The organism is Burkholderia sp. AU33423 (assembly GCF_002223135.1).
GTDB lineage: Bacteria > Pseudomonadota > Gammaproteobacteria > Burkholderiales > Burkholderiaceae > Burkholderia > Burkholderia lata_D.
In genome coordinates this window covers 46095-68656 of record NZ_NKFH01000006.1, presented here as the reverse complement: position 1 = coordinate 68656, position 22562 = coordinate 46095, and the positions used below count along the sequence as shown (strand labels likewise).

Here is a 22562-nt window from a genome sequence, read left to right as displayed (position 1 = left end):
AGGCTACATCGCGATCGTGACGACCTTTTCCTCCAGGTACGCATCGAGCCCGCTTTGCGACAGGTCGCGCCCGACGCCGCTTTCCTTGAAGCCGCCCCACGGCAGCCGTGCGTCGAGCGGGCTCCACGCGTTCACCGCGACCGCGCCGACCCGCAGACGGGCGGCAGTACGGTGCGCGGTCGCGAGATCGCGGGTCCACAGCGTGGCGGACAACGCGTAGACGGTGTCGTTCGCCAGCGCGACGGCCTCGTCTTCCGTATCGAACGGCATGATCGTGCCGACCGGCCCGAACACTTCGTCGCGCGCGATGCGCATCGCCGGATCGACGTTCGCGAACACCGTCGGCCGCACGAAGAAGCCTTGCGACGGCACCGGCTCGTCGCCCGCGACCATCGTCGCGCCGTCGCGCAGCGCCGCTGCGATATGCGTCTTCACGCGATCGGCATGGCGGGCGCTGATCAGCGCGCCCATCTGCGTCGCCGGGTTAAACGGCGTGCCGACCCTGACCGACCGGGCCGCATGCGCGAGCGCGCCGACGACGTCGTCGTAGTGACGGCGCTGCACCAGCACGCGCGTGCCGGCCGCGCACGTCTGCCCCTGGTTGACGAACAGCCCCATCGCGACGCCGGCGATCGCCTGCTCGAGATTCGCATCGTCGAAGATGATCTGCGGCGCCTTGCCGCCGAGCTCCAGCGTCAGCCGCTTGAACTGTGCACCGGCTTCGCGCGCGATCGTGCGGCCGACCTCGGTGCTGCCGGTGAAACTGATCTTGTCGACGCCCGGGTGATTGACCAGCGCGGCGCCGACCGACGCGCCGATGCCGTGCACGAGATTCACAACACCCGGCGGAAAGCCCGCCTGCACCGCCAGGTCCGCCAGCGCGCCGACCGCGAGCGGCGCGTCCTCCGACGGCTTGATCACGACCGTGCAGCCGGCCGCGAGCGCAGGCGCCAGCTTCCAGCACGCGATCATCAGCGGCGCATTCCACGGCACGATCAGGCCGGCGACGCCGACCGCTTCGCGCACCGTGTAGTTGACGGTCGGGCGCCCCATGAAGCCGCCGGTCGGAATCTGGCGGCCTTCGAGCTTGTCCGCCCATCCGGCGAAGTAGCGCAGCGTGTCGATCGACATCGGCAGGTCCATCATGCGCACCTCCATGGCCGGGCGCCCCTGTTCGCGCGCCAGCAGCTCGACGAAGCGTTCCGCGTCGTGTTCGAGCAGGTCGGCCAGCCGATGCAGCAGCTTCGCCCGTGCCGCGCCGGGCAACCGGCTCCAGTGCCCGCCGTCGAATTCCGCGCGGGCCGCGCGCACGGCGCGGTCGACGTCGGCGCCGGTGCCGGCCGCCACGCGTGCAAGCAGGTGTCCGGTGCACGGTTCGAATTTCTCGAACCACTCGCCCTGCGCGGCGTCGCATGCCTCGCCCGCGATCCGGTGTTGAAGGGTGTACTCGGCTGTCATGGGGTTGTCTCCAGATGATCGAACGCCGATCCCGCGCTGAAAGCCGGATCGGCCTATCTGGCCCACTGTAGGACGCGGGTTGCGGCGCCGCTGGGACATCCGTGCATCGAATGCAGGATTCAGATGCACATGCGCGTGACGTGTTCGTCGGCGCCGAACGCGGGTGCGTCCGCGCCGCGATCGGCTTGCGCGGCCAGCGCGCGGTTGACTCGCGCATGGTTGGCGCGCCGCACGGCCGGCGGCATCGACGCGTACGCCGCGTCGCGAATCAACGCATGGCGGAACGAATAGAACACGCGATCGCGCCGATGTTGCGCGTACATGACGCGCTCTTCGAGCAGCAGCTGCAGATGCGCGTCGAGCGTGACGCGATCATGCGGCGAGGCCGCGGCCAGCAGTTGCGCATCCACCTCGAGCCCGATCGTCGCGGCGAGCTGCGCGGTGTCGCGCGCGTCGTCGATCCGGTCGAGCGCGCGACCGAGCATTCCGCCGAGACTGAGCGGAAGCGGGCACGGGTCCATCGTCCGCAGCCCCGCGAGCGAGCCGTCCGCGCCGCTCATCGTCAGCTCGCATGCAACGGCTTCGATGAACAGCGGAATACCCGCCGTACGACGGACGAGCAGGTCGAGCCAGGCCGGATCGAGCGCGCCCTGGCCCAGGTGCGCCGACATCAGGCGCCGCGCGTCGTCGCGCGGCAGGCGGCGCAGTATCAGGCGATCGGTCGCGCCACGCCAGCGCGCGAGCCTGGCGGGCCGCGACGTGAGCACTATGCAGAGCGCCGCCGCGCGCGGCGAGCGCTGCAGGTACGCCAGAAAATCCTCGGTCGAGCGGTCGATCCACTGGACATCCTCGACGACGAGCAACACCGGCGCGCCATTGCCGAGCGACACGATCAATTGCTCGAGCACATCGAACAGCGCGTCCTGTTCGCGCGCGCTCGGCCACCTCACGGCCTTCGCATCGCAGGGCAGCCCCAGCCAGGTCGCGAGCGCGACACCGGCCGCCACACGATCGCATTCGAGCGCCGCGAGCATCGCGTCGATCGCCGCATGCGTGATGTCGGCCGGACTGTCGGCGTCGAGTTGCCAATGCGCGCCGATGAACCGCAGGATCGGAAACAGCGCATGATTCTGCCGCTCCGGCAGGCACCCGCAATGCGCCAACGCGTGGCCCTGTGTCCGCACGGCCTCGCACAGCCCGTGTACGAGGCGCGACTTGCCGATTCCCGCATCGCCGACGACGAGCCGCGGCACGCTGCGTATCGCACGACGATGGTGTGCGGGCGTCGCCTGCCACGCGCGCAGCAGCGCATCGAGTTCACGCGTACGGCCGATCATCGGCGCCCGCATGCCGCCGTCGAGCGAATCGAACGGCGTGCCGGACCGACGCTCGCCGAGCAGTTCATGCACCGGCTGCGGCGCGAGGCCCGCCCGTGCCAGCCGCAACCCGGTCGGCCGGAAGTCGGCATGCCGTTCGAGCGCGAGCCGCGCATCGTCGCTGATCAGGATCTGCCCGGGCCCGGCCAGCCGCAACAGCCGTGACGCGGCGGCCGGCGTCGATCCGCCCGCCCTCTGCGCCGCATGCACGAGAACCTGCCCGACGTGAATCGCAGCGGCCACTTCGACGTGCCAGCCTTCGCCGCCGACGGCATCGCGGGCGTCGGCGGGTACCGGCAACCGCGCGCGCCCGGCCACCCGCACCATGTCGAGTGCCGCACGCGCCGCGCGGCGCGCGGGCCAGTCGAGATCGCCTTGCAGGCCGAAATGGAACAGCAGCGTATCGCCGAGCCGCTCGTCGACCTGCGCGCCATAGCCGACGGCGATATCGGCGCACTTCGTCAGCCATTGCGCCTCGTAGCGGTCGAGCAGGGCGCCGTGATCGGTTCCCGCATGGCGTTGCCGGCCGTCTCCGGCGATCGTCACGCAACAGCACAGCGTGGTGACCTGCCGGTATTCGCCCGCCGTTGCGACCGCATCGCCGCGCGGCGCGAACGGATGCGGCCGTGTGCGGCGGCTTGCGCGGCCGGCATCGAACGGGCCGACGAGCGCGGCGAAATTGAGCGCGCGAAACTGCGCCGCGAGTTCGTCGGCCGAGGCGGCACGCCGCGCCGGATTCTTGTTCAACGCGTGCCGCAGCACCGAGCCGAGCGGATGCGACGCGATCGACGGGGGAAGCGCGACATCCACCGGGCTGAGTTGCTGATAAAGAATGTCGGCCACGCTTGCGCCCTGCATCACGACTTCGCCCGTCAGGCATTCGATCACGACCAGGCCCCACGCATACAGGTCGCTTCCGGGCGTCGGCGGTTCGTGGCGCAATTGCTCGGGCGCGCAGTATGACGGCGAGCCGATCACCTCGGCCGCGAGCGTCGCCGCCTGGGGCGCGATATCGGTCGTGCCGGGCAACAGCGCGCCGATCCCGAAATCGAGGAGCTTCGCATGCGGCCCGTCTTCGGCCATCGCGAGCACGATGTTTTGCGGCTTCAGGTCCCGGTGCACGATGCCGCGGCGATGTGCAGCCGCGAGCGCATCGAGCACCTCCGTCATCAGCCGTCCGGTGTCGACGGCCGACAGCGGCCCCTGCGTTGCAAGCCAGTCGTGCAGAGTCTGGCCCTGCACGCGTTCGAATACGGCGAACAGCCGCCCGTCGGGCGCTTCCCCCTTGTCCAGCAGCGCCACGATGTTCGGGTGCCGCAGCGCCTCGCACAGGCTCGTCTCGCGCCGGAAGCACATGCGCTGGCGGGTGCGCTCGGCTTCGGTCCGCGCGACATCGTCCCGCATCAGCTTGATCGCGACGTCTTGCGCCGTCTCGCCGCAGGTCGCGCGAAACACCACGCCACTGCCGCCTTCGCCGAGCAACGCACCGAGCCGGTAATGCCGCTTGCCGGCCAATGTCGCGAAAGGCGCGGCGGGCCGCTGCGATTCTCGCGCATGAGGCACGACACGTGCGCGTGTCGCGGTCGGCAACCCGGGCTGTCGTTCTTGCGCGTTCACGAGCAATGGACGAGCTGATCCGGCACCGGACGATGCATGCCGATGCGCGGCTCGACGCCCGGCACCGACTGGCATTCGAGGCGCTCGCCGCGCATGACGCGGAACGGGAAATCGCCGAAGCGGACGCTGCCGCGCCGCCGCTCGACCAGTTGACTCGCGTCCAGCCCCGGCAGCGCCGCGAACTGGCTCCGGGCGCGATGAATCTGCACGTTGAGATGGGACGTATCGATACCGAGCATGCGCGCCAGCCGGTCGAGTTCGATCCAGCCTTGCGTGGCCGCGTCATAGCCGGCCTGCATGTCGGCCGAGCGGGCGCGGGCGAGCGTGACGAGACTATAGTGATGCGCGCGCTCGCCGAGATCGACCACGCCGCCGCGAACATGCAGCAGCGCACGCGCGTGCTCTTCGTCCCGGCTGACGAGGAATTCGAGCAATCGGGCCGGTGCGGCCGGATCGGCAGGCGCGCGCAGCGTCATCGTCGAGCCGTGGCGCACGAGCGCCACGCGCCACGTGACGTCGCCCGTCGACACTTCATCGCCGTCATGGAGCGCGCGCGGCGGCAACGTGTCGTCGCACAGCCAATCGCCGGCCGGCGAACGGACGATCGTGACCGGCTGCGCGGCGTGGGCAGCCAGGATCTGGCGCGGTGTGAGCACGATCGGATGCACGGCGCCCCGTACCGGCCATAGCGTATCGGCCGGATCGTCGAGCGCATCGACGCGCCAGGGCGCGACACCCGCCCTGCCGAACCGGATCACGTCGCCTCGCTGCAGCACCGCGTGCTCGCCGTCGCGCAACGGCACGCCCGATACCGACGTGCCGTTGCTGCTGTGATCGTGGAGCTCCCATTGCCCGCCGACCCAACGGATATGGGCATGGACCCGGGACACCGACGCGTCGCGGATGACCGTATCGCAGCGCGCGGCATCGCGGCCGAACACGTGATACGCGCGGAGCAGGCACACTTCTCCGGAAGAATCGTTCTTGAGTATCGCCATGACTGCCCCGTATCGGCTTCGCCCGGATCGCTCGAGTAACGCGTCGACGCCCGGAAAGCGACTGATTCAATGATCGCGAACGGTGTCGACCGTTCGCCGCCTCGTTACCAGTTTCTTCGTCAGCTTCCTTTCGAATCGTTGCTCATCCGGTGTGTGTTATTTCGACTGATTGAATAGCCGGTCATTTTGTTGTTTTAAATCCGAGCAACCTGATGAAAATCCTGCCAAACAAAATCATGCGTCGCAATCGAAATGCTCAAATCCCGCTTTGATATTGCAATGCTTTACATTTTCAACGAAGCCTCACTTCAAATATAAAGGGTCGAAAATCTTCACCGTCTCGCGACCCAATGCAGGCTTGCGTCAAGCAGAAGCACATTGAATGACGGGGTGCATTTAAACACCTTTGCCGGCGCGGAAATTTTGTTTGATCAAAAGAAAATAAATTAAACAGTTCAAACGATTTAAATAATGAGCGTCGGTGTTTTAATAGATCGTATTACGTGAATTACTGCGAAGCCCAGGTCCATCACGGCCAATGTCTCGCGGTGTCGTCGGCACGCGGATACATGCCGGCACGCCGCTGCATCACGATCAACGGCTGGCGAAGGCTGCAGAAGCCGGCAAGGCATCGACCGTCCGATCGTCGTGGCCGACTCGCCCAAGAGCCAGATGACGCACATCGACGGCAATCTCCGCCGCAAGCGGCCCTCCTCACCCCACCATCCAGCCCCCAATAAATCCCCTTGACGACCTATCTTTCGATATATATCTTTAGATATGTTTTACGACATATAGGACTCGATCATGCGACACACCCCTTCCCGCGGCCATGCCCGATGCGACGGTCATGGTGCGCATGCGCGCCCTGACTGGTTCGCCGGTCTCTGGTACGCGATCGGCCGCCATCGGCGCGGCGGCGATCCGTTCGGTGGCGGCCCGTTCGGTGGCCGTGGCGGGCGCGGCGGCTTTGGCGATTTCGGCGACGACGGCATGCCGCGCGGCCGCCAGTTCAGCTCCGACGATCTCCAGCTGCTGTTGCTCGCGCTGGTCGCCGAGCAACCGAGCCACGGCTACGAACTGATCAAGGCGCTCGACACGCGTTCGAACGGCTTCTACAGCCCGAGCCCCGGCATGGTGTATCCGGCGCTCACGTATCTCGAAGAAGTCGGCTTCGTCGCATCGCAGGCGGAAGGCAACCGCAAGCGCTATGCACTGACCGACGCCGGCCGCGCGCATCTCGACGCGCAGCGCGAACGCGTCGACACGCTGTTCGCGCGCCTCACGCACCTCGCGCGCAAGATGGAGTTCATGCGCCGCGCGTTCGCCGGAGAATCGGCGGGCAACGAAACGCCGGACGAAGCGCAAGCAGGCTGGCTGCCGGAGTTCGTCGAGGCACGCCTCGCCCTCAAGCGCGCGCTGCTGCACAAGAGCGCCGCCGACGCCGACGAACAGCGCCGCATCGCCGCCATCATGCGCCGCGCGACGGCTGAAATCGAAGGCGGGTCCGGCGCGTAATCCGCGTCGCCCCTTCAAACCCTAAGGAGAACGGATCGATGCAGAATACATCCGACCGCACCGTGACCCGCGTGCGCCACACCCTGAAGTTCCGCTTGCTGCAAGTCCTGCGCGTGCACGCCGTGACGCCGCACCTGCTGCGCGTCACGCTCGGCGGCCCCGATCTCGCGGATTTCGAATCCGCGTCGTTCGACGATCACGTGAAGGTATTTTTCCCGCCGCCCGGCGCTGAACGGCCCGTGCTGCCGACGCTCGGCACGAACGGTCCCGAGTTTCCGGAAGGCGAACCGAAGCCGGTCGCGCGCGACTTCACGCCGCGCCGCTTCGACCGCGCCGCCGGCGAACTCGATCTGGAATTCGTGCTGAACCACCCGGGCCCCGCGTCGCAGTGGGCCGCCCAGGCACGTGTCGGCCAATGGCTCGGCATCGGCGGCCCGCGCGGTTCATTCGTCGTCCCGACCGGTTTCGACTGGCACCTGCTGATCGGCGACGATACGGCGCTGCCGGCGGTCGCGCGGCGTCTCGAGGAATTGCCGGCCGGCGCGCGTGTAGCCGTCGTGATGGAAGTCGCGGATCGTACCGCGCAGATCTCGTTCGACACGCACGCCGACGTGCATGAAATCTGGCGCTTCCGCGCCGAAGCCGACGCGGCGGACGGCGACGTGCTGCTGAATGCCGTGCGCGACCTGCCGCTACCGCCGTCCGGCGACGGCTACGTGTGGGCGGCGGGCGAAGCGCTGTCGATGCGCGCGGTACGCCAGCACCTGACCGGCGAGCGCGGCGTCGACAAATCGCGCATCCGTGCGGCGGCCTACTGGAAGCGCGGCGCGGCAGCCGTGCACGAAACGCTGGAAGACTGATGGATGCGGGTGCCCGGCAAACGGGTACCCGATCGAGGTTGAGCGGCCGATGACACAATCGTGGCGTCGGCGCACCAGCGGGCTTGGCACCGCTATCGCGACTGGTATATATCTGTGGGTGCGACGCCGCTGTCGGGCGACAGCCGCCGCAGCCCGCCCAGGAGCGCCCGGTCATGACAAAAGAAAGCCACGCTTCGCCGTTCCTTCGCAACCTGAAGATCGCCGGCTATTGCGGCCTTGCCGCGGTGGTACTCGCTCTGTTCGTCGCGATGTGCGCGATCCTGAAGGAAAGCGCCCTCGACCGCGACGCCGCGCAACACCCGGCCGATACCCCTGAACTGCACGATGCGGGCGGTGGCCCGTCCGCATCGGCCGAATCGGCCAAGACGCCCGGCTGACGGCGTCCTGCCCGATCTCCTGCCGCTTACGGCGCGTGCCGGCGGCCCATCACGACGGCATGCACCGAATCGCCGAGCCGTTCGAGCAGCGCGATCACGCGTTGCCCGTACAGGTGCGCAGCCAGCGCGCCGGCCGTGCCGACCAGCACGCCGCCTGCCATGTCGAACGGCCAGTGCACGCCCGCATAGATACGTCCCCATGCAATCGCCGCGGCCATCGCGACCATCACGAACCCGGTGAAGCGGGTCGTGCCGCCGAGCATCAACCCGACCGCCATGCTCCACGCGAACGTCATGTGATCGCTCGGAAACGAGCTGTCCGGCGCGTGCGGAATCAGCTGCGTGCCGACGCCCGCCATGAACGGGCGCGGCGAGAACCAGAAATGTCCGATGACCTGCGCGAGCGCGAGCGCCACGCACACGCCGACGCCGGCTTCGATCGCCTGGCGCCGCGTCGGACGCGCGCCGAAGATCCAGGTCAGCAGCAGCATCGCGGGCAACGCATAGACGAGCCAGTCGGCGGCGAAGATGGCGAGGCGGGCAACGCCCGGCTGCGGCGCAACCCCGGCGTTGATGGCGGAAAAGAGGGTGAGATTGAGGGTATGCATGAATCCGGTTGCGTGGGGCGTAAAAAATCGGCCGGTTGCCCGGCCTGATACGAACGATGCTAAGGCGCACCCGCTTAAGTGATGCTTAATGAGACGACCGCGCGCGACGAAGCCCGCCGCGGCGAACGCACTTAGAGCCTGCACTGCAACACAAGTTCACACAATTGTCACATTCCCGCGCGACCGTCTCCCGGAAAGGCTCACCTGGCATCCCGTAAAGGCTCACCTTTTTTACATCGCGGCGTCATCGACGTGTGCAAACATCGGGGCGCCGGATGCCATCCAGACCGTTTACGTCATTCATCTCAATATTTACGCGGCGAATGCTTCGAAATCGGCAACAATTAATTCCATATGCGGCATCGCACAACGGCAACGCACAGGCATAGGATTACGAGCTTACGAGCACTCATCCACGAAGCGATCAACAACAAGGAGTCCGCATGAAACCCAGCGATGTCCGATCGAAAGCGTTTGCGATGCCGTTGACCAGCCCCGCCTTCCCGATGGGCCCTTACCGTTTCGTCGATCGTGAGTTCCTGATCATCACGTATCGCACCGATCCGGACCGTCTCCGCGAAATCGTCCCCGAGCCGCTGCAGGTCACCGAGCCGCTCGTGCATTACGAATTCATCCGCATGGCCGATTCGACCGGCTTCGGCGACTACACCGAAAGCGGTCAGGTGATTCCCGTCGAATACAACGGCCAGCCGGGCGGCTATACGCTCGCGATGTATCTCGACGATCACCCGCCGATCGCCGGCGGCCGCGAACTGTGGGGCTTCCCGAAGAAGCTCGCGTCGCCCACGCTGCACGTGAACACCGACCACCTCCTCGGCACGCTCGATTACGGCAAGGTGCGCGTCGCCACCGGCACGATGGGCTACAAGCACAAGGAACTCGACATCGACGAGCAGGCCAAGCGTCTCGCCGGCCCCAATTTCCTGCTGAAGATCATCCCGCACGTCGACGGCACCGCGCGCGTCTGCGAACTGGTGCGCTACTACATGCAGGACATCAAGATGAAGGGCGCGTGGACGGGCCCCGCATCGCTCGAGCTGGCGCCGCACGCGCTCGCGCCCGTGGCCGACCTGCCCGTGCTCGAAATCGTCGAGGCCCGCCACCTGGTCGCAGATTTGACACTGGGCCTCGGCGAAGTCGTCTACGATTACCTGGCTCAGTAACACGTCCGCAGTCCTTTCTCCCTGTCAATCCTTTCACCACGGGAATTCGAACATGAGCAACCTGAATGGCAAGACCGCAGTCGTCACGGGCGCCGCGAGCGGCATCGGCAAGGAAATCGCACTCGAGCTCGCGAAAGCGGGCGCGGCCGTCGCGATCGCCGACCTGAACCAGGACGGCGCGAACGCAGTCGCCGACGAGATCGTCAAGGCGGGCGGCAAGGCGATCGGCGTCGCGATGGACGTGACGAACGAGGACGCCGTGAACAGCGGTATCGACAAGGTGGCCGAAACGTTCGGCTCGGTCGACATCCTCGTGTCGAACGCGGGCATCCAGATCGTCAACCCGATCGAGAACTACGCGTTCTCCGACTGGAAGAAGATGCAGGCGATCCACGTCGACGGCGCGTTCCTGACGACCAAGGCGGCCCTCAAGCACATGTACAAGGACGATCGCGGCGGTGTCGTGATCTACATGGGTTCGGTGCACTCGCACGAAGCGTCGCCGCTGAAGTCGGCGTACGTGACGGCCAAGCACGGCCTGCTCGGCCTGGCGCGCGTGCTGGCGAAGGAAGGCGCGAAGCACAACGTGCGTTCGCACGTCGTGTGTCCGGGCTTCGTGCGCACACCGCTGGTCGACAAGCAGATTCCGGAGCAGGCGAAGGAGCTCGGGATCAGCGAAGAGGAAGTGGTGAAGAAGGTGATGCTCGGCAATACGGTCGACGGCGTGTTCACGACCGTTCAGGACGTCGCGCAGACGGTGCTGTTCCTGTCGGCCTTCCCGAGCGCCGCGCTCACGGGCCAGTCGTTCATCGTCAGCCACGGCTGGTTCATGCAATGAAGCCGCACGCCCGCACCGAAAAGCAGGCCGTCGATGCGGCGGACCTGCATCACGAGGCCGGCGCACCGGCCGCCGCGCGCACGCTGCCGTACGAGACGATCGCGCTCGTGCTGCAAGGCGGCGGCGCGCTCGGCGCGTACCAGGCCGGCGTGTTCGAAGGGCTGCACGAGGCGGGCATCCCGCTCGACTGGATCGCGGGCATCTCGATCGGCGCGCTCAACACCGCGCTGATCGCGGGCAATGCGCCCGAGCATCGTGTCGAGCGGTTGCGCGAGTTCTGGGAAACGATCTGCAAGCCGGCGTTCTTCCCGACGATTCCGGCCGCGTTCGAGTTCGCGCTGTTCAACAGCATCGACCAGGTCCGCACGTTCTTCACCGCGTCGCAGGCTGCAAGCGCGATGATGCAGGGCCAGCAGGGCTTCTTCGTGCCGCGCTTCCCGCCGCCGCTGCCGGGCGTGTCGGATCATCCGGAGAAGATCAGCTGGTACGACACGTCGCAACTGCGCGCGACGCTGCTGAAGCTGTGCGATTTCGACCGGATCAATTCGGGCGAAACGCGCGTGTCGGTCGGCGCGGTCAACGTCGGCACCGGCAACTTCGTGTACTTCGACAACTCGCGCATCCGTCTCGCGCCCGAACACTTCATGGCGTCCGGCGCGCTGCCGCCCGCGTTCCCGCCGGTCGAGATCGACGGCGAGTACTACTGGGACGGCGGAGTGGTGTCGAATACGCCGCTGATGGAAGTGCTCCGCGCACGGCCGCGCCGCGACACGCTCGCGTTCCAGGTCGATCTGTGGAGTGCGCGCGGGCCGCTGCCGCGCACGATGGCCGACGTCGCCGAGCGCACGAAGGACGTGCAGTATTCGAGCCGCACGCGTTTCGTCACCGACACGCTGCAGCGCGAACAGCGCTACCGCAACGTGCTGCGCCACGTGCTCGACCAGGTGCCGGAAGAGCAGCGCAAGGCGGATCCGTGGTGCGTCGAGGCCGATGCGATGTCGTGCAGCAAGAAGTACAACATCCAGCACCTGATCTACCAGCAGAAGGCGTACGAGCATCACTACAAGGACTACCAGTTCGGTCTGTCGACGATGCGTGACCACTGGTCCGCGGGTCTCGACGACATCCGCAAGACGCTCGCAGTCAAGGACGGCCTCGCGCTGCCCAACAACGACGCGGGCTTCGTGACGCACGACATTCACCGCAAACGGTAATGCCGTGCGCGACGGATCGGCGCGATGCATGCGCCGGTCCGTCCTCTTCTCCGACCAGACATGCCGATTTTCATTGCACTGTTCGCGCTCATCGCTGCCGGATGGGGCGCGGTTCATCTGTTTCACGTCATCGCCGCGCAGTTCGGCCAGCCGGTCGCGATCGCGGCCGCCGTGCTCGCCGCCGCGATCCTGATCGCGCTCGTCGCCTGGTGGATCAAGCGCCGCCGCGACATCGCACCGAATACGAAGGAAGAAGGCTGGACCCACGTCGTGCACCGCGCGTGGGGCGAGCTGCGTGTGTCCGCGACGCAGGGGTTGCTGTGGCTGTCGCACGACGGCGCAGACGGCCGCTATACGCTGTCGCAGCTCGACGGCTGCCAGGCCGCACCGATCGGCGGTCGCTGGCATCTCGTCGTGCGCGTGCGCGACGCCGTACGCAGCGAATGGAAGCTGCCGATGATGGACAAGCGCGATGCGCAACGCTGGGCGCGCGTGCTGACGCTCGCGAAGGACAACCGGCTCTGACACGGCGCGCGGCCGATGCGCACGTGCGCCCGGCACGAACCGCCGCGCCGGCTGTCCCGCATGCCACGCGCTAGCGCGCCTTCAGCGCCCACAACGCATCGAGCACGTGCTGTGTCGCCCGCTCGACCGGCCCCGCCCGATGCGCAATACCCAGTTCCCGCCACAACGCCGGGCGCAACGCCCGCATGACGATGCGTGCGTCGGGTAGCGGCGCACCCGCCTCGTGCGGCAGCAGCGTCGCGCCGTAACCGGCCGCGACCAGGCTCTTGATCGCATCGTTGTAGTTGAGTTCGATCCGCGGCTCCGGCCGGTGGCCGCCGAGCGCGAACCATTCCGTCGTGAGCCGCGACAGGCGCGTGGTCGCATCGTTGAGTATCAGCGGGCGGGCAGCCAGATAGCCGGGCGTGACGCGCGCCGGAAGCGGCCAGTCCGCCGGCAGAAACGCCATCACCGGATCGCGCCGCCACGCGCGGATCGACAGCCCCGCGACCGCCGTCTGCGGCAGCGCCACCAGTCCGACATCGAGCGTGCCCTGCGCAATGCGCGCCAGCGTGTCGTGCGACGTGAGCACCGCGATCTGGACATCGATGTCCGGATGCGCGTCGCGCAACCGGGCCACCGCCTGCGGCAACAGGTGCGCGATCGCCCCGGTCGATGCGCCGAGGCGTACGCGCCCGGACAGCCCCTGCACCTGCCGCTGCACATCGTCCAGCGTGGATTCGACTTCGGCCAGCAGGCGGCGTGCCCGTTCCACCAGCACTTCACCGATGGGCGAAGGCCGCACGTTTCCACGCGCACGGGACAGCAACGGCGCGCCGATGCGGCTTTCCAGTTCGGCAATGTGAAGGCTGACGGTCGGTGGCGCGAGATGCAGCCATTGCGCCGCCGCGACAAAGGACCCGTGGTCCGCGATGGCGACCAGCGTGCGCAGGCGGTCCAGGCTGATCTCTCGCATCCTTCACCTCTCGTTCAAGAAAACTGAATTTCGCAGTCAGCAAATTCAACTTTTCCTATTCTAGGTGTTCGGCGGAAGATATGGCTTTCCCGACGACCGAACCGAAGGAACGCGACCATCATGAGCCAGCCCACTGTCTACATCGACGGCGATCAAGGCACGACCGGATTGCTGATCCACGAACGCCTGCGCGGGCGCGACGACCTGCAGCTCGTTACGCTGCCGGATGCCGAGCGCAAGGATCCCGTGCGGCGCGCCGAAGCGATCAACGCAGCCGACATCGCGATCCTGTGCCTGCCCGACGCGGCCGCGCGCCAAGCGGTCGGCTTCATCCGGAATCCGGCGGTGCGCGTGATCGACGCGAGTTCGGCCCATCGCACGCAGCCGGATTGGGTCTACGGCTTTCCCGAGATGGCGATCGGGCACGCGCGGACGATCGCGCACGCACGGCGTGTCACCAATCCGGGCTGCTACCCGACCGGCGCGATCGCGCTGCTGCGGCCCCTGCAACAGGCCGGCCTGCTGCCGCGCGACTACCCGGTGAGCATCCATGCCGTCTCCGGGTACTCGGGCGGTGGACGGGCTGCCGTCGACGCATTCGAGTCGAGCGATGCTTCGCAAGCGAAACCGCTACAGGTCTACGGCCTCGCACTCGCGCACAAGCATGTGCCGGAGATCCAGCTGCATGCCGGTCTGACGAATCGCCCGATGTTCGTGCCGGCCTACGGTGCCTATCGGCAAGGCATCGTGCTCACCATACCGATCGAGCTGCGCCTGCTTCCTGCCGGCGTGACCGGTGAGCAGTTGCATGCGTGTCTTGCGCACCATTACGCCGGCGCGCGTCACGTCGACGTCACGCCGCTCGCGGAGACGCAAGCAATCACGCATCTCGATCCGCAAGCGCTGAACGGCACCAATGACCTGCGGCTCGGCGTGTTCGTCAATGCGGATCACGGCCAGGTGCTGCTGTCCGCCGTGTTCGACAATCTCGGCAAAGGGGCGTCCGGCGCGGCCGTGCAGAATCTCGACCTGATGCTCGGTGCGGCAGACGTGGCGAAAGCGGCGTGAGTCGCGTGCGGGCACCATCGTCAGCCGGCCCGGTACATCGTGGCCGCGATGCGTGAGTGCCCGTTGGACGCTACCGGCTCGCGACGCGGTTGCGAGCCGGAAACGGGGGCCTGTCGATGCTCCGCACATGCCCCCGTAAAAGCTCACCTTTAGCCGGTTTCAGGCCATCTCGTCACCCGCGGCGGCATTCAAGCCGGCCAGCGTCTCCACCAGAAAATCCACGCATACGCGCACTTTCGCCGACGCCGCAACGCGCTCCGGATACACGGCCCAGATGTTCGCGGGCTGGATGGCGTCCGGCAGCACGCGACACAGTGCGCCGCGTTCGATCAGCGGCGCGGCTTCCCAGATCGAACGCAGCACGATTCCGCGCCCGGCCAGTGCCCACTGCACCGCCACTTCGCCATGGTTCGTCGACAGCGCGCCGCCGACCTTCACCGTTGCCGTTTCGCCGCGCACGTTCAGCCGCCACACGCCGAACGGGTGGTCGCGCTCCTTGATGGCCAGACAGTCGTGCGACGCGAGATCCGCGAGCGAGCGGGGCGTGCCGCGCCGTGCGAGATAGTCGGGCGATGCACACAGCACGCGGTAGTTCGCGGCGAGGCGGCGCGCGATCAGGTGATCGGCGATCTCGTCGCCGATGCGCACGTCGAGATCGTAGCCTTCGCCCGCGACATCGACGAGCCGGTCGAACAGATCGAGCCGCACGTTCAGCTGCGGAAAGCGCGCGGTGAAGTCGAGCAGCGCCGGCGCGACGATGTGCCGGCCGAAGCCGAAGCTGCTCGAAATGCGCAGCGTGCCGCGCGGCACCGTGCGCGTGGTCGACACGTCCTCGACGAGATGATCGACGTCGTCGAGGATCTTCTCGGCGCGCGCGTACACGCGTTCGCCGGCTTCCGTGACCGTCACGCGCCGCGTCGAGCGATGCAGCAGGCGCGTGCCGAGCTGCGCCTCGAGCAACGCGATGCGCTTGCTGACATAGGCGGGCGATACCGCGAGCTGCTCGGCGGCCGCGCTGAAGCTGGTCAGGCGGACGACCAGGCTGAACACGCGCAGGTCGTCCAGATTCGGCGATTTATTCACGATTCGTGGAAAGTCGATTAACCTTTCACGCGATTTTAACCTGAATGGAAATAAATAGAATGGTGTAACGCGCCGCTACCGCCCCAGGCAGCCGGCCGCCCAGCCAAGGAGATTTGCATGACCGACAGGACTTACAAGATTGCCGTGATTCCCGGTGACGGTATCGGCCGCGAAGTGATGCCCGAGGGCCTGCGCGCACTCGACGCCGTGACCGCGCGCTTCGGCGTCCGCTTCGACTTCGTCCAGATCGACTGGGCGAGCTGCGACTACTACGCGCAGCACGGCAAGATGATGCCGGACGACTGGAAGGCGCAACTGTCGGACATGGACGCGATCCTGTTCGGCGCGGTCGGCTGGCCGGCGACGGTGCCCGATCATATTTCGCTGTGGGGCTCGCTGCTGAAATTCCGCCGCGAGTTCGACCAGTACATCAACCTGCGGCCCGCACGCCTGTTCGACGGCGTGCCGTCACCGCTCGCCGGCCGCCGCGCGGGCGACATCGACTTCATGATCGTGCGCGAGAACACCGAGGGCGAGTATTCGTCGGTCGGCGGCACGATGTTCGAAGGCACCGAACGCGAGATCGTGATGCAGCAGTCGATCTTCACGCGTCACGGCACCGAGCGCGTGCTGAAATTCGCGTTCGACCTCGCACAGCGGCGCGCGAAGCGCCTTACCGTCGCGACGAAGAGCAACGGCATCGCGATCAGCATGCCGTGGTGGGACGCGCGCACGGCCGAGATGGCCGAACGCTATCCCGACATCGCCGTCGACAAGCAGCACATCGACATCCTGTGCGCGCGCTTCGTGCTGCAGCCTGACCGCTTCGACGTCGTCGTCGCGTCGAACCTGTTCGGCGACATCCTGTCGGATCTCGGGCCGGCCTGTACGGGCACGATCGGCATCGCGCCGTCGGCGAACCTGAATCCCGACCGCAAGTTTCCGTCGCTGTTCGAACCCGTTCACGGCTCCGCGCCCGACATCGCGGGGCAATACATCGCGAACCCGGTCGCGATGATCTGGTCGGCAGCGTTGATGCTCGACTTCCTCGGCAACGGCGCGGGCCGCGAACGCGAAGCGCACGACGCGATCGTCGCCGCGATCGAGGACGTGCTGCGCACGGGGCCGCATTCGCGCGATCTCGGCGGCAACGCGGGGACGCAGGAAGTGGGTGAGGCGATCGCCGCACGGATCGCGGGCTGACGATCATGCCCGGCGCGTTCGCACGCGCCGCGGAGTGACTGCGTGAATCGGTGAGCGGTGAGCGAAGTGCGGTGAGCAACACGCAACACATTTGCGCACGCGTGCGAATTCCGTCGCCTGCACGGTGAAGTCGAGTGGTGAGCAACACCGCACCGCAACGCGCACGGCTCTCGCTATCCGTCGTCGACGTCGACACGGTCGGTGAGTTGCACATCGCGCGCGTGCACACCGATCGTCACTCCACTGCCGGCGCCGTGCGATCGGTGAAATGCATCACGCGGTAAAGCACACCGTTGCGTGCAAACACGTGCATCACGTGATGCCACCATGTGCGGCGCGTCCGCTTTGCCCGATGCGATGCCGCGTCGAACGGCTCACTGCACACAGTCCGACGCAACATTTCACCTCCTCCCGAAAAATCTCACCTTCGACGCGCCGACTCCCGGATTTCCTCACCGTTGCATCCCGGTGATGCGTTCGTCGATCCGTCGAGTCGAGCCGACGCGCGCATCACAACCCGAGGTCGGACAGCCCCGGATGATCGTCCGGACGGCGACCGAGCGGCCAGTGATAGAGACGATCCTGCTCGCGGATCGGCAAGTCGTTGATGCTCGCGTGACGATGCGCCATCAGGCCGTTCTCGTCGAACTCCCAGTTTTCGTTGCCGTACGAACGGAACCAGTTGCCGGCGTCGTCGTGCCATTCGTAGGCAAAGCGCACCGCGATGCGATTGCCGTCGAACGCCCACAGCTCCTTGATCAACCGGTAGTCGAGCTCGCGCGTCCACTTGCGCTGCAGCAGCCCGACGATCTCGTCGCGGCCGGTCACGAATTCCTCACGGTTGCGCCATCGGCTTTGCGGCGTATAGGCGAGCGACACGCGCTGCGGGTCGCGCGTGTTCCACCCGTCCTCGGCGGCGCGCACCTTCTGGCGCGCCGTTTCGAGCGTGAAGGGCGGAACGGGCGGACGGACTTCGGGGGAAGCGGACATGGATTGCTCCTGTTCAGGTTCAGGCCGCGGACAATCGCGGCCGGTTCGGATTCGCTGCTTCGACTAGCGGGACACCGCGTCGAGCAGCAGTTCGGCCGTTGCGCGCGCGTCGCGCGCAGCGTTTGCATCGCCGGTTACGAGTGCCACGCCGATTGCACCGTCGATCAGCACGAGCCACTGGCGCGCCAGTCGCGCGAGCCCGCGACGCTCGATGCCCGTTTCGTCGGCATACGCATCGAACCGCTCGCGTACGAATGCCAACAGGCGTGCCTTGTGCTCGCGTGCGACGACGCGCACGGGGTCATCCGCGTCGGGAATCTCGCCCGACGCGTTCAGGAACGCGCAGCCGTGAAAGTCGTGCTGCCCGAACCAGTCGCGCAGCACGTCGAACATGCCGAGCAACTGCACGCGTGGCGCCTTGCCGCGCGCCAGCGTTGCATCGACGAACCAGCGCATCCAGCGCTCGTCGCGACGTTCGAGCGCGGCCACGACCAGCGCCTCTTTCGATTCGAAATGCGAATAAAAGCTCTTTCGGGCCGCGCCGGATCGCTTGACGATCGCATCGACGCCGGTTGCATGGATACCGCCCGAATAGATCAACGCTTCGGCTGCATCGAGCAGCCGGTCGCGAACGCCCGGTTCGGCGGAGGAGTCGTGAGGTGTGTTCATGGGTTTACGGTAGAACGATCGTTCTCCGTCGTCAACACCCGCATGCAAAAGCCCTGTCGGCGAGAGGGCTGAACCGCGGCCTGGACGGGCAACGTGGGCCGCTTCGTTTACGACATTTTTTCTTGAAGCGGACGCGCGACGCTCACTACACTTCGGTCACCCTGTCTGGGCGAAAGGACATCATGCAGCAACCGGAATCCGCGCGCCCCGTGCGCGCCTATGCGGCTTATGCGAAGCGGCTCGACGGCCGCGTCGTCGTGCGGCGCTTCGACCCGCGCAACGATTCGTACGACACGTTGACCGCGCTGCTGCATCGCGCGTTCGCACCGCTCGGCGCACTGGGCTTCAACCACCCGGGCGTCGATCAGCCGGCCTCGGCGACCCGCGAGCGCGTGCTCACCGGCGAGTGCTTCGTCGCGCTCGGCAATGCCCACCTGGTCGCGACGATGACGATGCGTTCGCACGATCCCGATTCCCGCTGCGATCCGTACCGCAGCCGGCACGTCGCGACACTCGGCCAACTGGCCGTCGATCCCGTCTGGCAGGATCGCGGCATCGGCCGTTCGCTGCTCGCGTTCGCGCAACGGCGGGCCGCCGCGCGCGGCGCGACGCACCTCGCACTCGACGCGCCGTACGCAGCAGTCCGGCTCATCGATTTCTATCGCCGCGAAGGATTTCAACCGGTCGACGTGATGCGCTTTCCGGGACACAACCACGACAGCACGATCCTGTGCAAATCCGTCAGCGTCGGGAGCAGTCGCATCGTTGCCGGCGATACGGCGCAGTTCGACGTCACGCGGCACGTCGGAGCCGCTTCATGAAACACGACATGCCGAAGCGCGAGGGCGACGACGATCACACCCGGCTCGACGTCCGGCAGGCACGGTTGCGTGCGGCGCGGCGGCTGCGCGGTGTGTTGAAGCTGACGATTCTCACGATCGCGGTCGCCCAAGCGCTGGCGTTCGCGTTCGAAAGCCTGCTGGTGATGGCCGGCTTCGCGCCGGATGCCGCGACGGTGCTGCTGTTCCGCTTCGTCACGTGCGCGCTCGTCAGCTTCTGGCTGCAGGCGGACGCGTTGCGCGCCTATCAATACGCGGCACAACACGGGTTCGTCACCGTTCCCGGCGCGCACGGCGATCCGGCCGACATCGCGCCGCAGTGCCCAAAGCGCTGGCTCGTCATGTTGAGTCTTCAGCTCGACCCGCGCGGGTTGAATGGTGAGCGGATCAAGTAGCGGCCTGCGCACCGGTCGATGTCGATTGATATCGATCGCTTCGCGCATGAGTGAGTCGCAACGACACGTGAAGGCTCACGGTTGATGGTGCGGTTCGGCATGGCATCACATGGCGTGCGTAGCGCACGATCACGCGGCAAGTCACGAGGGAAGTGCCGGGAAGAGGGGGAGCAAGTGCCGAACGGCGTAATGGCGTGATGGCGGGAAGCGGGACGACTGCCGACAGGTGAAGTGAACGTGCGATTGCAGGTCACCGATGTGCGATCGTGTCGCGATTCGGCGCGCAAACACAGCTCCCGAATAATCTCACCTTGAGCGCGGCTTCGCGTGTTTCGACTCGAAAACGCAGACGTAAAACAAAGACGGGGCAGGCGGCAAACACGCCGCACCGCCCCTTCGGCACTCAGACCGTCCAGTCGAGAATCACCTTGCCGCTTTCGCCGGACAACATCGCGGCGAAGCCTTTCTCGTAATCGTCGGCCGCGAAGCGGTGCGTGATGATCGGCGACAGGTCGAGGCCGCTCTGCAGCATCGCAACCATCTTGTACCAGGTCTCGAACATCTCGCGACCGTAGATGCCCTTGATCTCGAGCCCCTTGAAGATCACCTGGTTCCAGTCGATCGCCGTCTGCGCGGGCGGAATGCCGAGCAGCGCGACCTTGCCGCCGTGGTTCATCGCCTCGAGCATGCTCGTGAACGCGCTCGGCACGCCCGACATTTCGAGGCCGACGTCGAAGCCTTCGGTCATGTGCAGGTCGGACATCACGTCGCGCAGCGACTCGCGCGCGACGTTGACCGCGCGCGTCGCGCCCATCTTGCGCGCGAGTTCGAGCCGATAATCGTTGATGTCGGTGATGACGACGTTGCGCGCGCCGACGTGCTTCGCGATCGCGACGGCCATGATGCCGATCGGACCCGCGCCGGTGATCAGCACGTCTTCGCCGACGAGGTTGAACGACAGGGCCGTGTGCGTCGCGTTGCCGAACGGATCGAAGATCGATGCGAGATCGTCGGAGATCTCCGGCGGAATCTTGAAGGCGTTGAACGCAGGAATCGCCAGATACTCGGCGAACGCGCCTTCGCGGTTCACGCCGACGCCGACCGTGTTGCGGCACAGATGCCGGCGCCCCGCGCGACAGTTGCGGCAGAAACCACACGTGATGTGGCCTTCGCCGGACACGCGATCGCCGATCGCGAAGCCGCGCACCTCCTGCCCCATCTCGACGATCTCGCCGACATACTCGTGACCGACGTGCATCGGCACGGGAATCGTCTTCTGCGCCCAGTCGTCCCACTTCCAGATATGGATGTCGGTGCCGCAGATCGCCGTGCGGCGGATCTTGATCAGCACGTCGTTGTGGCCGACTTCGGGGCGCTTCACGCGCGTGAGCGTGAGGCCGGGGCCGCGCTCGAGCTTTGCCAGTGCTTTCATGATCGCGCCTCCGTCAGATGATGCCGAGCGACTTGCCGACGCGCACGAACGCGGCGACCGTTCGGTCGATCTGCTCGGGCGTATGCGCGGCGCTCATCTGCGTCCGGATGCGCGCGCGGCCGCGCGGCACGACGGGGAACGAGAAGCCGATCACGTAGACCCCTTCGTCGAGCAGCTTGTCGGCCATGTTCGTCGCCAGCTGCGCGTCGCCGAGCATCACCGGGATGATCGGATGCGCACCCGGCACGAGCGTGAAGCCGGCTTCGGTCATCTGCTTGCGGAACCGCGCGCCGTTTTCGCGCACGCGCTCGCGCAGCTTCGTGCCTTCGTCGCTGCCGAGCAGCTCCAGCACCTTCAGCGATGCCGCGGCGATGCTCGGCGTGAGCGTGTTCGAGAACAGGTACGGGCGCGAGCGCTGGCGCAGGAGTTCGATGACCTCGCGACGCGCGGCGACATAGCCGCCCGATGCACCGCCGAGCGCCTTGCCGAGCGTGCCCGTGATGATGTCGACGCGGCCTTCGACGCCGCAGTGCTCGGGCGTGCCGCGGCCGTGCGTGCCGATGAAGCCGACCGCGTGCGAATCGTCGACCATCACGATCGCGCCGTAACGATCGGCGAGATCGCAGATGCCTTTGAGGTCGGCAATGATGCCGTCCATCGAGAATACGCCGTCGGTCGCGATCAGCTTGTGGCGAGCGCCCGCCGCGTCGGCTTCCTTGAGCTTTGCCTCGAGGTCGGCCAGGTCGTTGTTCTTGTAGCGGAAGCGCTTCGCCTTGCAGAGGCGAACGCCGTCGATGATGCTCGCGTGGTTCAGCTCGTCGCTGATCACCGCGTCGTTCTCGTCGAGCAGCGTCTCGAACAGCCCGCCGTTCGCGTCGAAGCAGCTCGAATAGAGGATGGTGTCCTCGGTGCCGAGAAACGCGGCCAGTGCGCTTTCCAGTTGCTTGTGCACGGTTTGCGTGCCGCAGATGAAGCGTACCGATGCCATGCCGAAGCCGTCCTGGTCGAGGCCGGCCTTCGCCGCGTCGATCAGGCGCGAATCGTTCGCCAGACCCAGATAGTTGTTCGCGCAGAAATTGAGCACGCCGGCACCGCCGGCGAGCCGCACGTCCGCCGCCTGGGGACTCGCGATCTCGCGCTCGGTCTTGTAAAAACCGTCCGCGCGGATCTGGTCCAGCGTCCCGCGCACCTGGGCGAGAAAGGCATCACGCATCGCAAAGCTCCTGACAGGGTTTCGCATTCCGCAACGCGCCACTCGTGGCGGCGGCGCAACGGCCTGCTACTGTTATAGTCGGTCGTTCGGTTGACCGCATTTATCCAATATTCCGAACTAG

Annotated in this window: 20 protein-coding genes and 1 pseudogene; 11 read left to right on the top strand and 10 right to left on the bottom strand. The window is 66.6% G+C overall.

Annotated features, from left to right (window positions below):
• Positions 1-3 precede the first annotated feature (3 nt).
• From CFB50_RS18100 to CFB50_RS18090, 3 genes and pseudogenes are all read right to left on the bottom strand, one after another.
• Positions 4-1458 (bottom strand): aldehyde dehydrogenase family protein, encoded by a 1455-nt coding sequence (locus tag CFB50_RS18100; protein ID WP_089446769.1) that lies wholly within the window; start codon positions 1456-1458, stop codon positions 4-6.
• A 131-nt stretch (positions 1459-1589) separates the two neighbouring features.
• Positions 1590-4451 (bottom strand): annotated as a pseudogene (locus CFB50_RS18095) (TOMM system kinase/cyclase fusion protein); the annotation flags it as partial.
• Entirely contained in the window at positions 4448-5449 is a 1002-nt protein-coding gene (locus tag CFB50_RS18090) for an FHA domain-containing protein (RefSeq protein ID WP_089446768.1), read from the bottom strand. The pseudogene CFB50_RS18095 and the gene CFB50_RS18090, both read right to left, overlap by 4 nt.
• An 807-nt stretch (positions 5450-6256) precedes the next feature.
• Between CFB50_RS18090 and CFB50_RS18085 the strand changes: the two genes are divergently transcribed.
• The 3 genes from CFB50_RS18085 (at position 6257) to CFB50_RS18075 (ending at position 8225) form a co-directional block, all read left to right on the top strand.
• The gene (locus tag CFB50_RS18085) at positions 6257-6967 is read left to right on the top strand and encodes a PadR family transcriptional regulator (RefSeq protein WP_089446767.1); all 711 of its coding nucleotides are present in this window, start codon (positions 6257-6259) and stop codon (positions 6965-6967) included.
• Between the two features lie 38 nt (positions 6968-7005).
• Positions 7006-7827, top strand: a complete 822-nt coding sequence (locus tag CFB50_RS18080; RefSeq protein WP_089446766.1) for a siderophore-interacting protein — start codon at positions 7006-7008, stop codon at positions 7825-7827.
• Between the two features lie 173 nt (positions 7828-8000).
• Positions 8001-8225, top strand: coding sequence for a hypothetical protein (locus tag CFB50_RS18075; protein WP_089446765.1), 225 nt, complete (start codon positions 8001-8003; stop codon positions 8223-8225).
• Positions 8226-8251: 26 nt separating this feature from the next.
• On the opposite strand, the gene CFB50_RS18070 is transcribed toward CFB50_RS18075, so the two are convergent.
• Positions 8252-8833: an undecaprenyl-diphosphatase gene (locus CFB50_RS18070; protein ID WP_089446764.1), complete on the bottom strand. Its 582-nt coding sequence runs from the start codon at positions 8831-8833 to the stop codon at positions 8252-8254.
• A gap of 443 nt (positions 8834-9276) precedes the next feature.
• On the opposite strand from CFB50_RS18070, the gene CFB50_RS18060 reads away from it, so the two are divergent.
• The 4 genes from CFB50_RS18060 to CFB50_RS18045 are packed head-to-tail and all read left to right on the top strand — an operon-like array spanning position 9277 to position 12594.
• Positions 9277-10017 carry an acetoacetate decarboxylase gene (locus CFB50_RS18060; RefSeq protein ID WP_089446763.1) on the top strand — a complete coding sequence of 247 codons (741 nt, stop codon included), beginning with the start codon at positions 9277-9279 and terminating at the stop codon, positions 10015-10017.
• Positions 10018-10069: 52 nt separating this feature from the next.
• On the top strand, positions 10070-10855 hold the full coding sequence (locus CFB50_RS18055) for a 3-hydroxybutyrate dehydrogenase (RefSeq protein WP_069250369.1): 786 nt from the start codon (positions 10070-10072) through the stop codon (positions 10853-10855).
• Complete coding sequence (locus tag CFB50_RS18050) at positions 10852-12069, top strand: patatin-like phospholipase family protein (RefSeq protein ID WP_069250368.1); 1218 nt, start codon at positions 10852-10854, stop codon at positions 12067-12069. The genes CFB50_RS18055 and CFB50_RS18050 overlap by 4 nt, the downstream gene beginning before the upstream one ends.
• Positions 12070-12129: 60 nt before the next feature.
• Entirely contained in the window at positions 12130-12594 is a 465-nt protein-coding gene (locus CFB50_RS18045; protein WP_069250367.1) for a hypothetical protein, read from the top strand.
• Between the two features lie 70 nt (positions 12595-12664).
• Here the strand turns inward: CFB50_RS18045 and CFB50_RS18040 are convergent, their stop codons facing one another.
• Positions 12665-13549 carry a LysR family transcriptional regulator gene (locus tag CFB50_RS18040; protein WP_089446762.1) on the bottom strand — a complete coding sequence of 295 codons (885 nt, stop codon included), beginning with the start codon at positions 13547-13549 and terminating at the stop codon, positions 12665-12667.
• A 120-nt stretch (positions 13550-13669) separates the two neighbouring features.
• On the opposite strand from CFB50_RS18040, the gene argC reads away from it, so the two are divergent.
• The gene (gene argC, locus CFB50_RS18035) at positions 13670-14617 is read left to right on the top strand and encodes an N-acetyl-gamma-glutamyl-phosphate reductase (RefSeq protein ID WP_089446761.1); all 948 of its coding nucleotides are present in this window, start codon (positions 13670-13672) and stop codon (positions 14615-14617) included.
• 159 nt (positions 14618-14776) lie between these two features.
• Here the strand turns inward: argC and CFB50_RS18030 are convergent, their stop codons facing one another.
• Positions 14777-15700: a LysR substrate-binding domain-containing protein gene (locus CFB50_RS18030; protein ID WP_089446760.1), complete on the bottom strand. Its 924-nt coding sequence runs from the start codon at positions 15698-15700 to the stop codon at positions 14777-14779.
• A gap of 117 nt (positions 15701-15817) precedes the next feature.
• On the opposite strand from CFB50_RS18030, the gene CFB50_RS18025 reads away from it, so the two are divergent.
• Entirely contained in the window at positions 15818-16903 is a 1086-nt protein-coding gene (locus CFB50_RS18025; protein WP_089446759.1) for a tartrate dehydrogenase, read from the top strand.
• A gap of 510 nt (positions 16904-17413) precedes the next feature.
• Here CFB50_RS18025 and CFB50_RS18020 read toward each other — a convergent pair.
• Both CFB50_RS18020 and CFB50_RS18015 read right to left on the bottom strand, forming a co-directional pair.
• The gene (locus tag CFB50_RS18020; RefSeq protein ID WP_089446758.1) at positions 17414-17893 is read right to left on the bottom strand and encodes a nuclear transport factor 2 family protein; all 480 of its coding nucleotides are present in this window, start codon (positions 17891-17893) and stop codon (positions 17414-17416) included.
• A 63-nt stretch (positions 17894-17956) separates the two neighbouring features.
• Positions 17957-18562, bottom strand: coding sequence for a TetR/AcrR family transcriptional regulator (locus tag CFB50_RS18015; RefSeq protein ID WP_069250361.1), 606 nt, complete (start codon positions 18560-18562; stop codon positions 17957-17959).
• Between the two features lie 182 nt (positions 18563-18744).
• On the opposite strand from CFB50_RS18015, the gene CFB50_RS18010 reads away from it, so the two are divergent.
• On the top strand, positions 18745-19383 hold the full coding sequence (locus tag CFB50_RS18010) for a GNAT family N-acetyltransferase (protein ID WP_089446757.1): 639 nt from the start codon (positions 18745-18747) through the stop codon (positions 19381-19383).
• Complete coding sequence (locus CFB50_RS18005; protein WP_089446756.1) at positions 19380-19796, top strand: hypothetical protein; 417 nt, start codon at positions 19380-19382, stop codon at positions 19794-19796. Before CFB50_RS18010 ends, CFB50_RS18005 begins: the two co-directional genes overlap by 4 nt.
• Before the next feature lie 403 nt (positions 19797-20199).
• Here CFB50_RS18005 and tdh read toward each other — a convergent pair whose 3' ends face one another.
• Together tdh and CFB50_RS17995 are read right to left on the bottom strand one after the other, a co-directional pair.
• Positions 20200-21228, bottom strand: coding sequence for an L-threonine 3-dehydrogenase (gene tdh, locus CFB50_RS18000; RefSeq protein ID WP_063550911.1), 1029 nt, complete (start codon positions 21226-21228; stop codon positions 20200-20202).
• A 13-nt stretch (positions 21229-21241) separates the two neighbouring features.
• Positions 21242-22441, bottom strand: a complete 1200-nt coding sequence (locus CFB50_RS17995; RefSeq protein WP_089446755.1) for a glycine C-acetyltransferase — start codon at positions 22439-22441, stop codon at positions 21242-21244.
• Positions 22442-22562 lie beyond the last annotated feature (121 nt).

Bases quoted from the DNA above. Each gene is read 5' to 3' on its own strand.
- CFB50_RS18100 (WP_089446769.1), bottom strand. From the start codon at position 1,458: ATGACAGCCGAGTACACCCTTCAACACCGGATCGCGGGCGAGGCATGC.
- CFB50_RS18090 (WP_089446768.1), bottom strand. From the start codon at position 5,449: ATGGCGATACTCAAGAACGATTCTTCCGGAGAAGTGTGCCTGCTCCGC.
- CFB50_RS18085 (WP_089446767.1), top strand. From the start codon at position 6,257: ATGCGACACACCCCTTCCCGCGGCCATGCCCGATGCGACGGTCATGGT.
- CFB50_RS18080 (WP_089446766.1), top strand. From the start codon at position 7,006: ATGCAGAATACATCCGACCGCACCGTGACCCGCGTGCGCCACACCCTG.
- CFB50_RS18075 (WP_089446765.1), top strand. From the start codon at position 8,001: ATGACAAAAGAAAGCCACGCTTCGCCGTTCCTTCGCAACCTGAAGATC.
- CFB50_RS18070 (WP_089446764.1), bottom strand. From the start codon at position 8,833: ATGCATACCCTCAATCTCACCCTCTTTTCCGCCATCAACGCCGGGGTT.
- CFB50_RS18060 (WP_089446763.1), top strand. From the start codon at position 9,277: ATGAAACCCAGCGATGTCCGATCGAAAGCGTTTGCGATGCCGTTGACC.
- CFB50_RS18055 (WP_069250369.1), top strand. From the start codon at position 10,070: ATGAGCAACCTGAATGGCAAGACCGCAGTCGTCACGGGCGCCGCGAGC.
- CFB50_RS18050 (WP_069250368.1), top strand. From the start codon at position 10,852: ATGAAGCCGCACGCCCGCACCGAAAAGCAGGCCGTCGATGCGGCGGAC.
- CFB50_RS18045 (WP_069250367.1), top strand. From the start codon at position 12,130: ATGCCGATTTTCATTGCACTGTTCGCGCTCATCGCTGCCGGATGGGGC.
- CFB50_RS18040 (WP_089446762.1), bottom strand. From the start codon at position 13,549: ATGCGAGAGATCAGCCTGGACCGCCTGCGCACGCTGGTCGCCATCGCG.
- argC (WP_089446761.1), top strand. From the start codon at position 13,670: ATGAGCCAGCCCACTGTCTACATCGACGGCGATCAAGGCACGACCGGA.
- CFB50_RS18025 (WP_089446759.1), top strand. From the start codon at position 15,818: ATGACCGACAGGACTTACAAGATTGCCGTGATTCCCGGTGACGGTATC.
- CFB50_RS18020 (WP_089446758.1), bottom strand. From the start codon at position 17,893: ATGTCCGCTTCCCCCGAAGTCCGTCCGCCCGTTCCGCCCTTCACGCTC.
- CFB50_RS18015 (WP_069250361.1), bottom strand. From the start codon at position 18,562: ATGAACACACCTCACGACTCCTCCGCCGAACCGGGCGTTCGCGACCGG.
- CFB50_RS18010 (WP_089446757.1), top strand. From the start codon at position 18,745: ATGCAGCAACCGGAATCCGCGCGCCCCGTGCGCGCCTATGCGGCTTAT.
- CFB50_RS18005 (WP_089446756.1), top strand. From the start codon at position 19,380: ATGAAACACGACATGCCGAAGCGCGAGGGCGACGACGATCACACCCGG.
- tdh (WP_063550911.1), bottom strand. From the start codon at position 21,228: ATGAAAGCACTGGCAAAGCTCGAGCGCGGCCCCGGCCTCACGCTCACG.
- CFB50_RS17995 (WP_089446755.1), bottom strand. From the start codon at position 22,441: ATGCGTGATGCCTTTCTCGCCCAGGTGCGCGGGACGCTGGACCAGATC.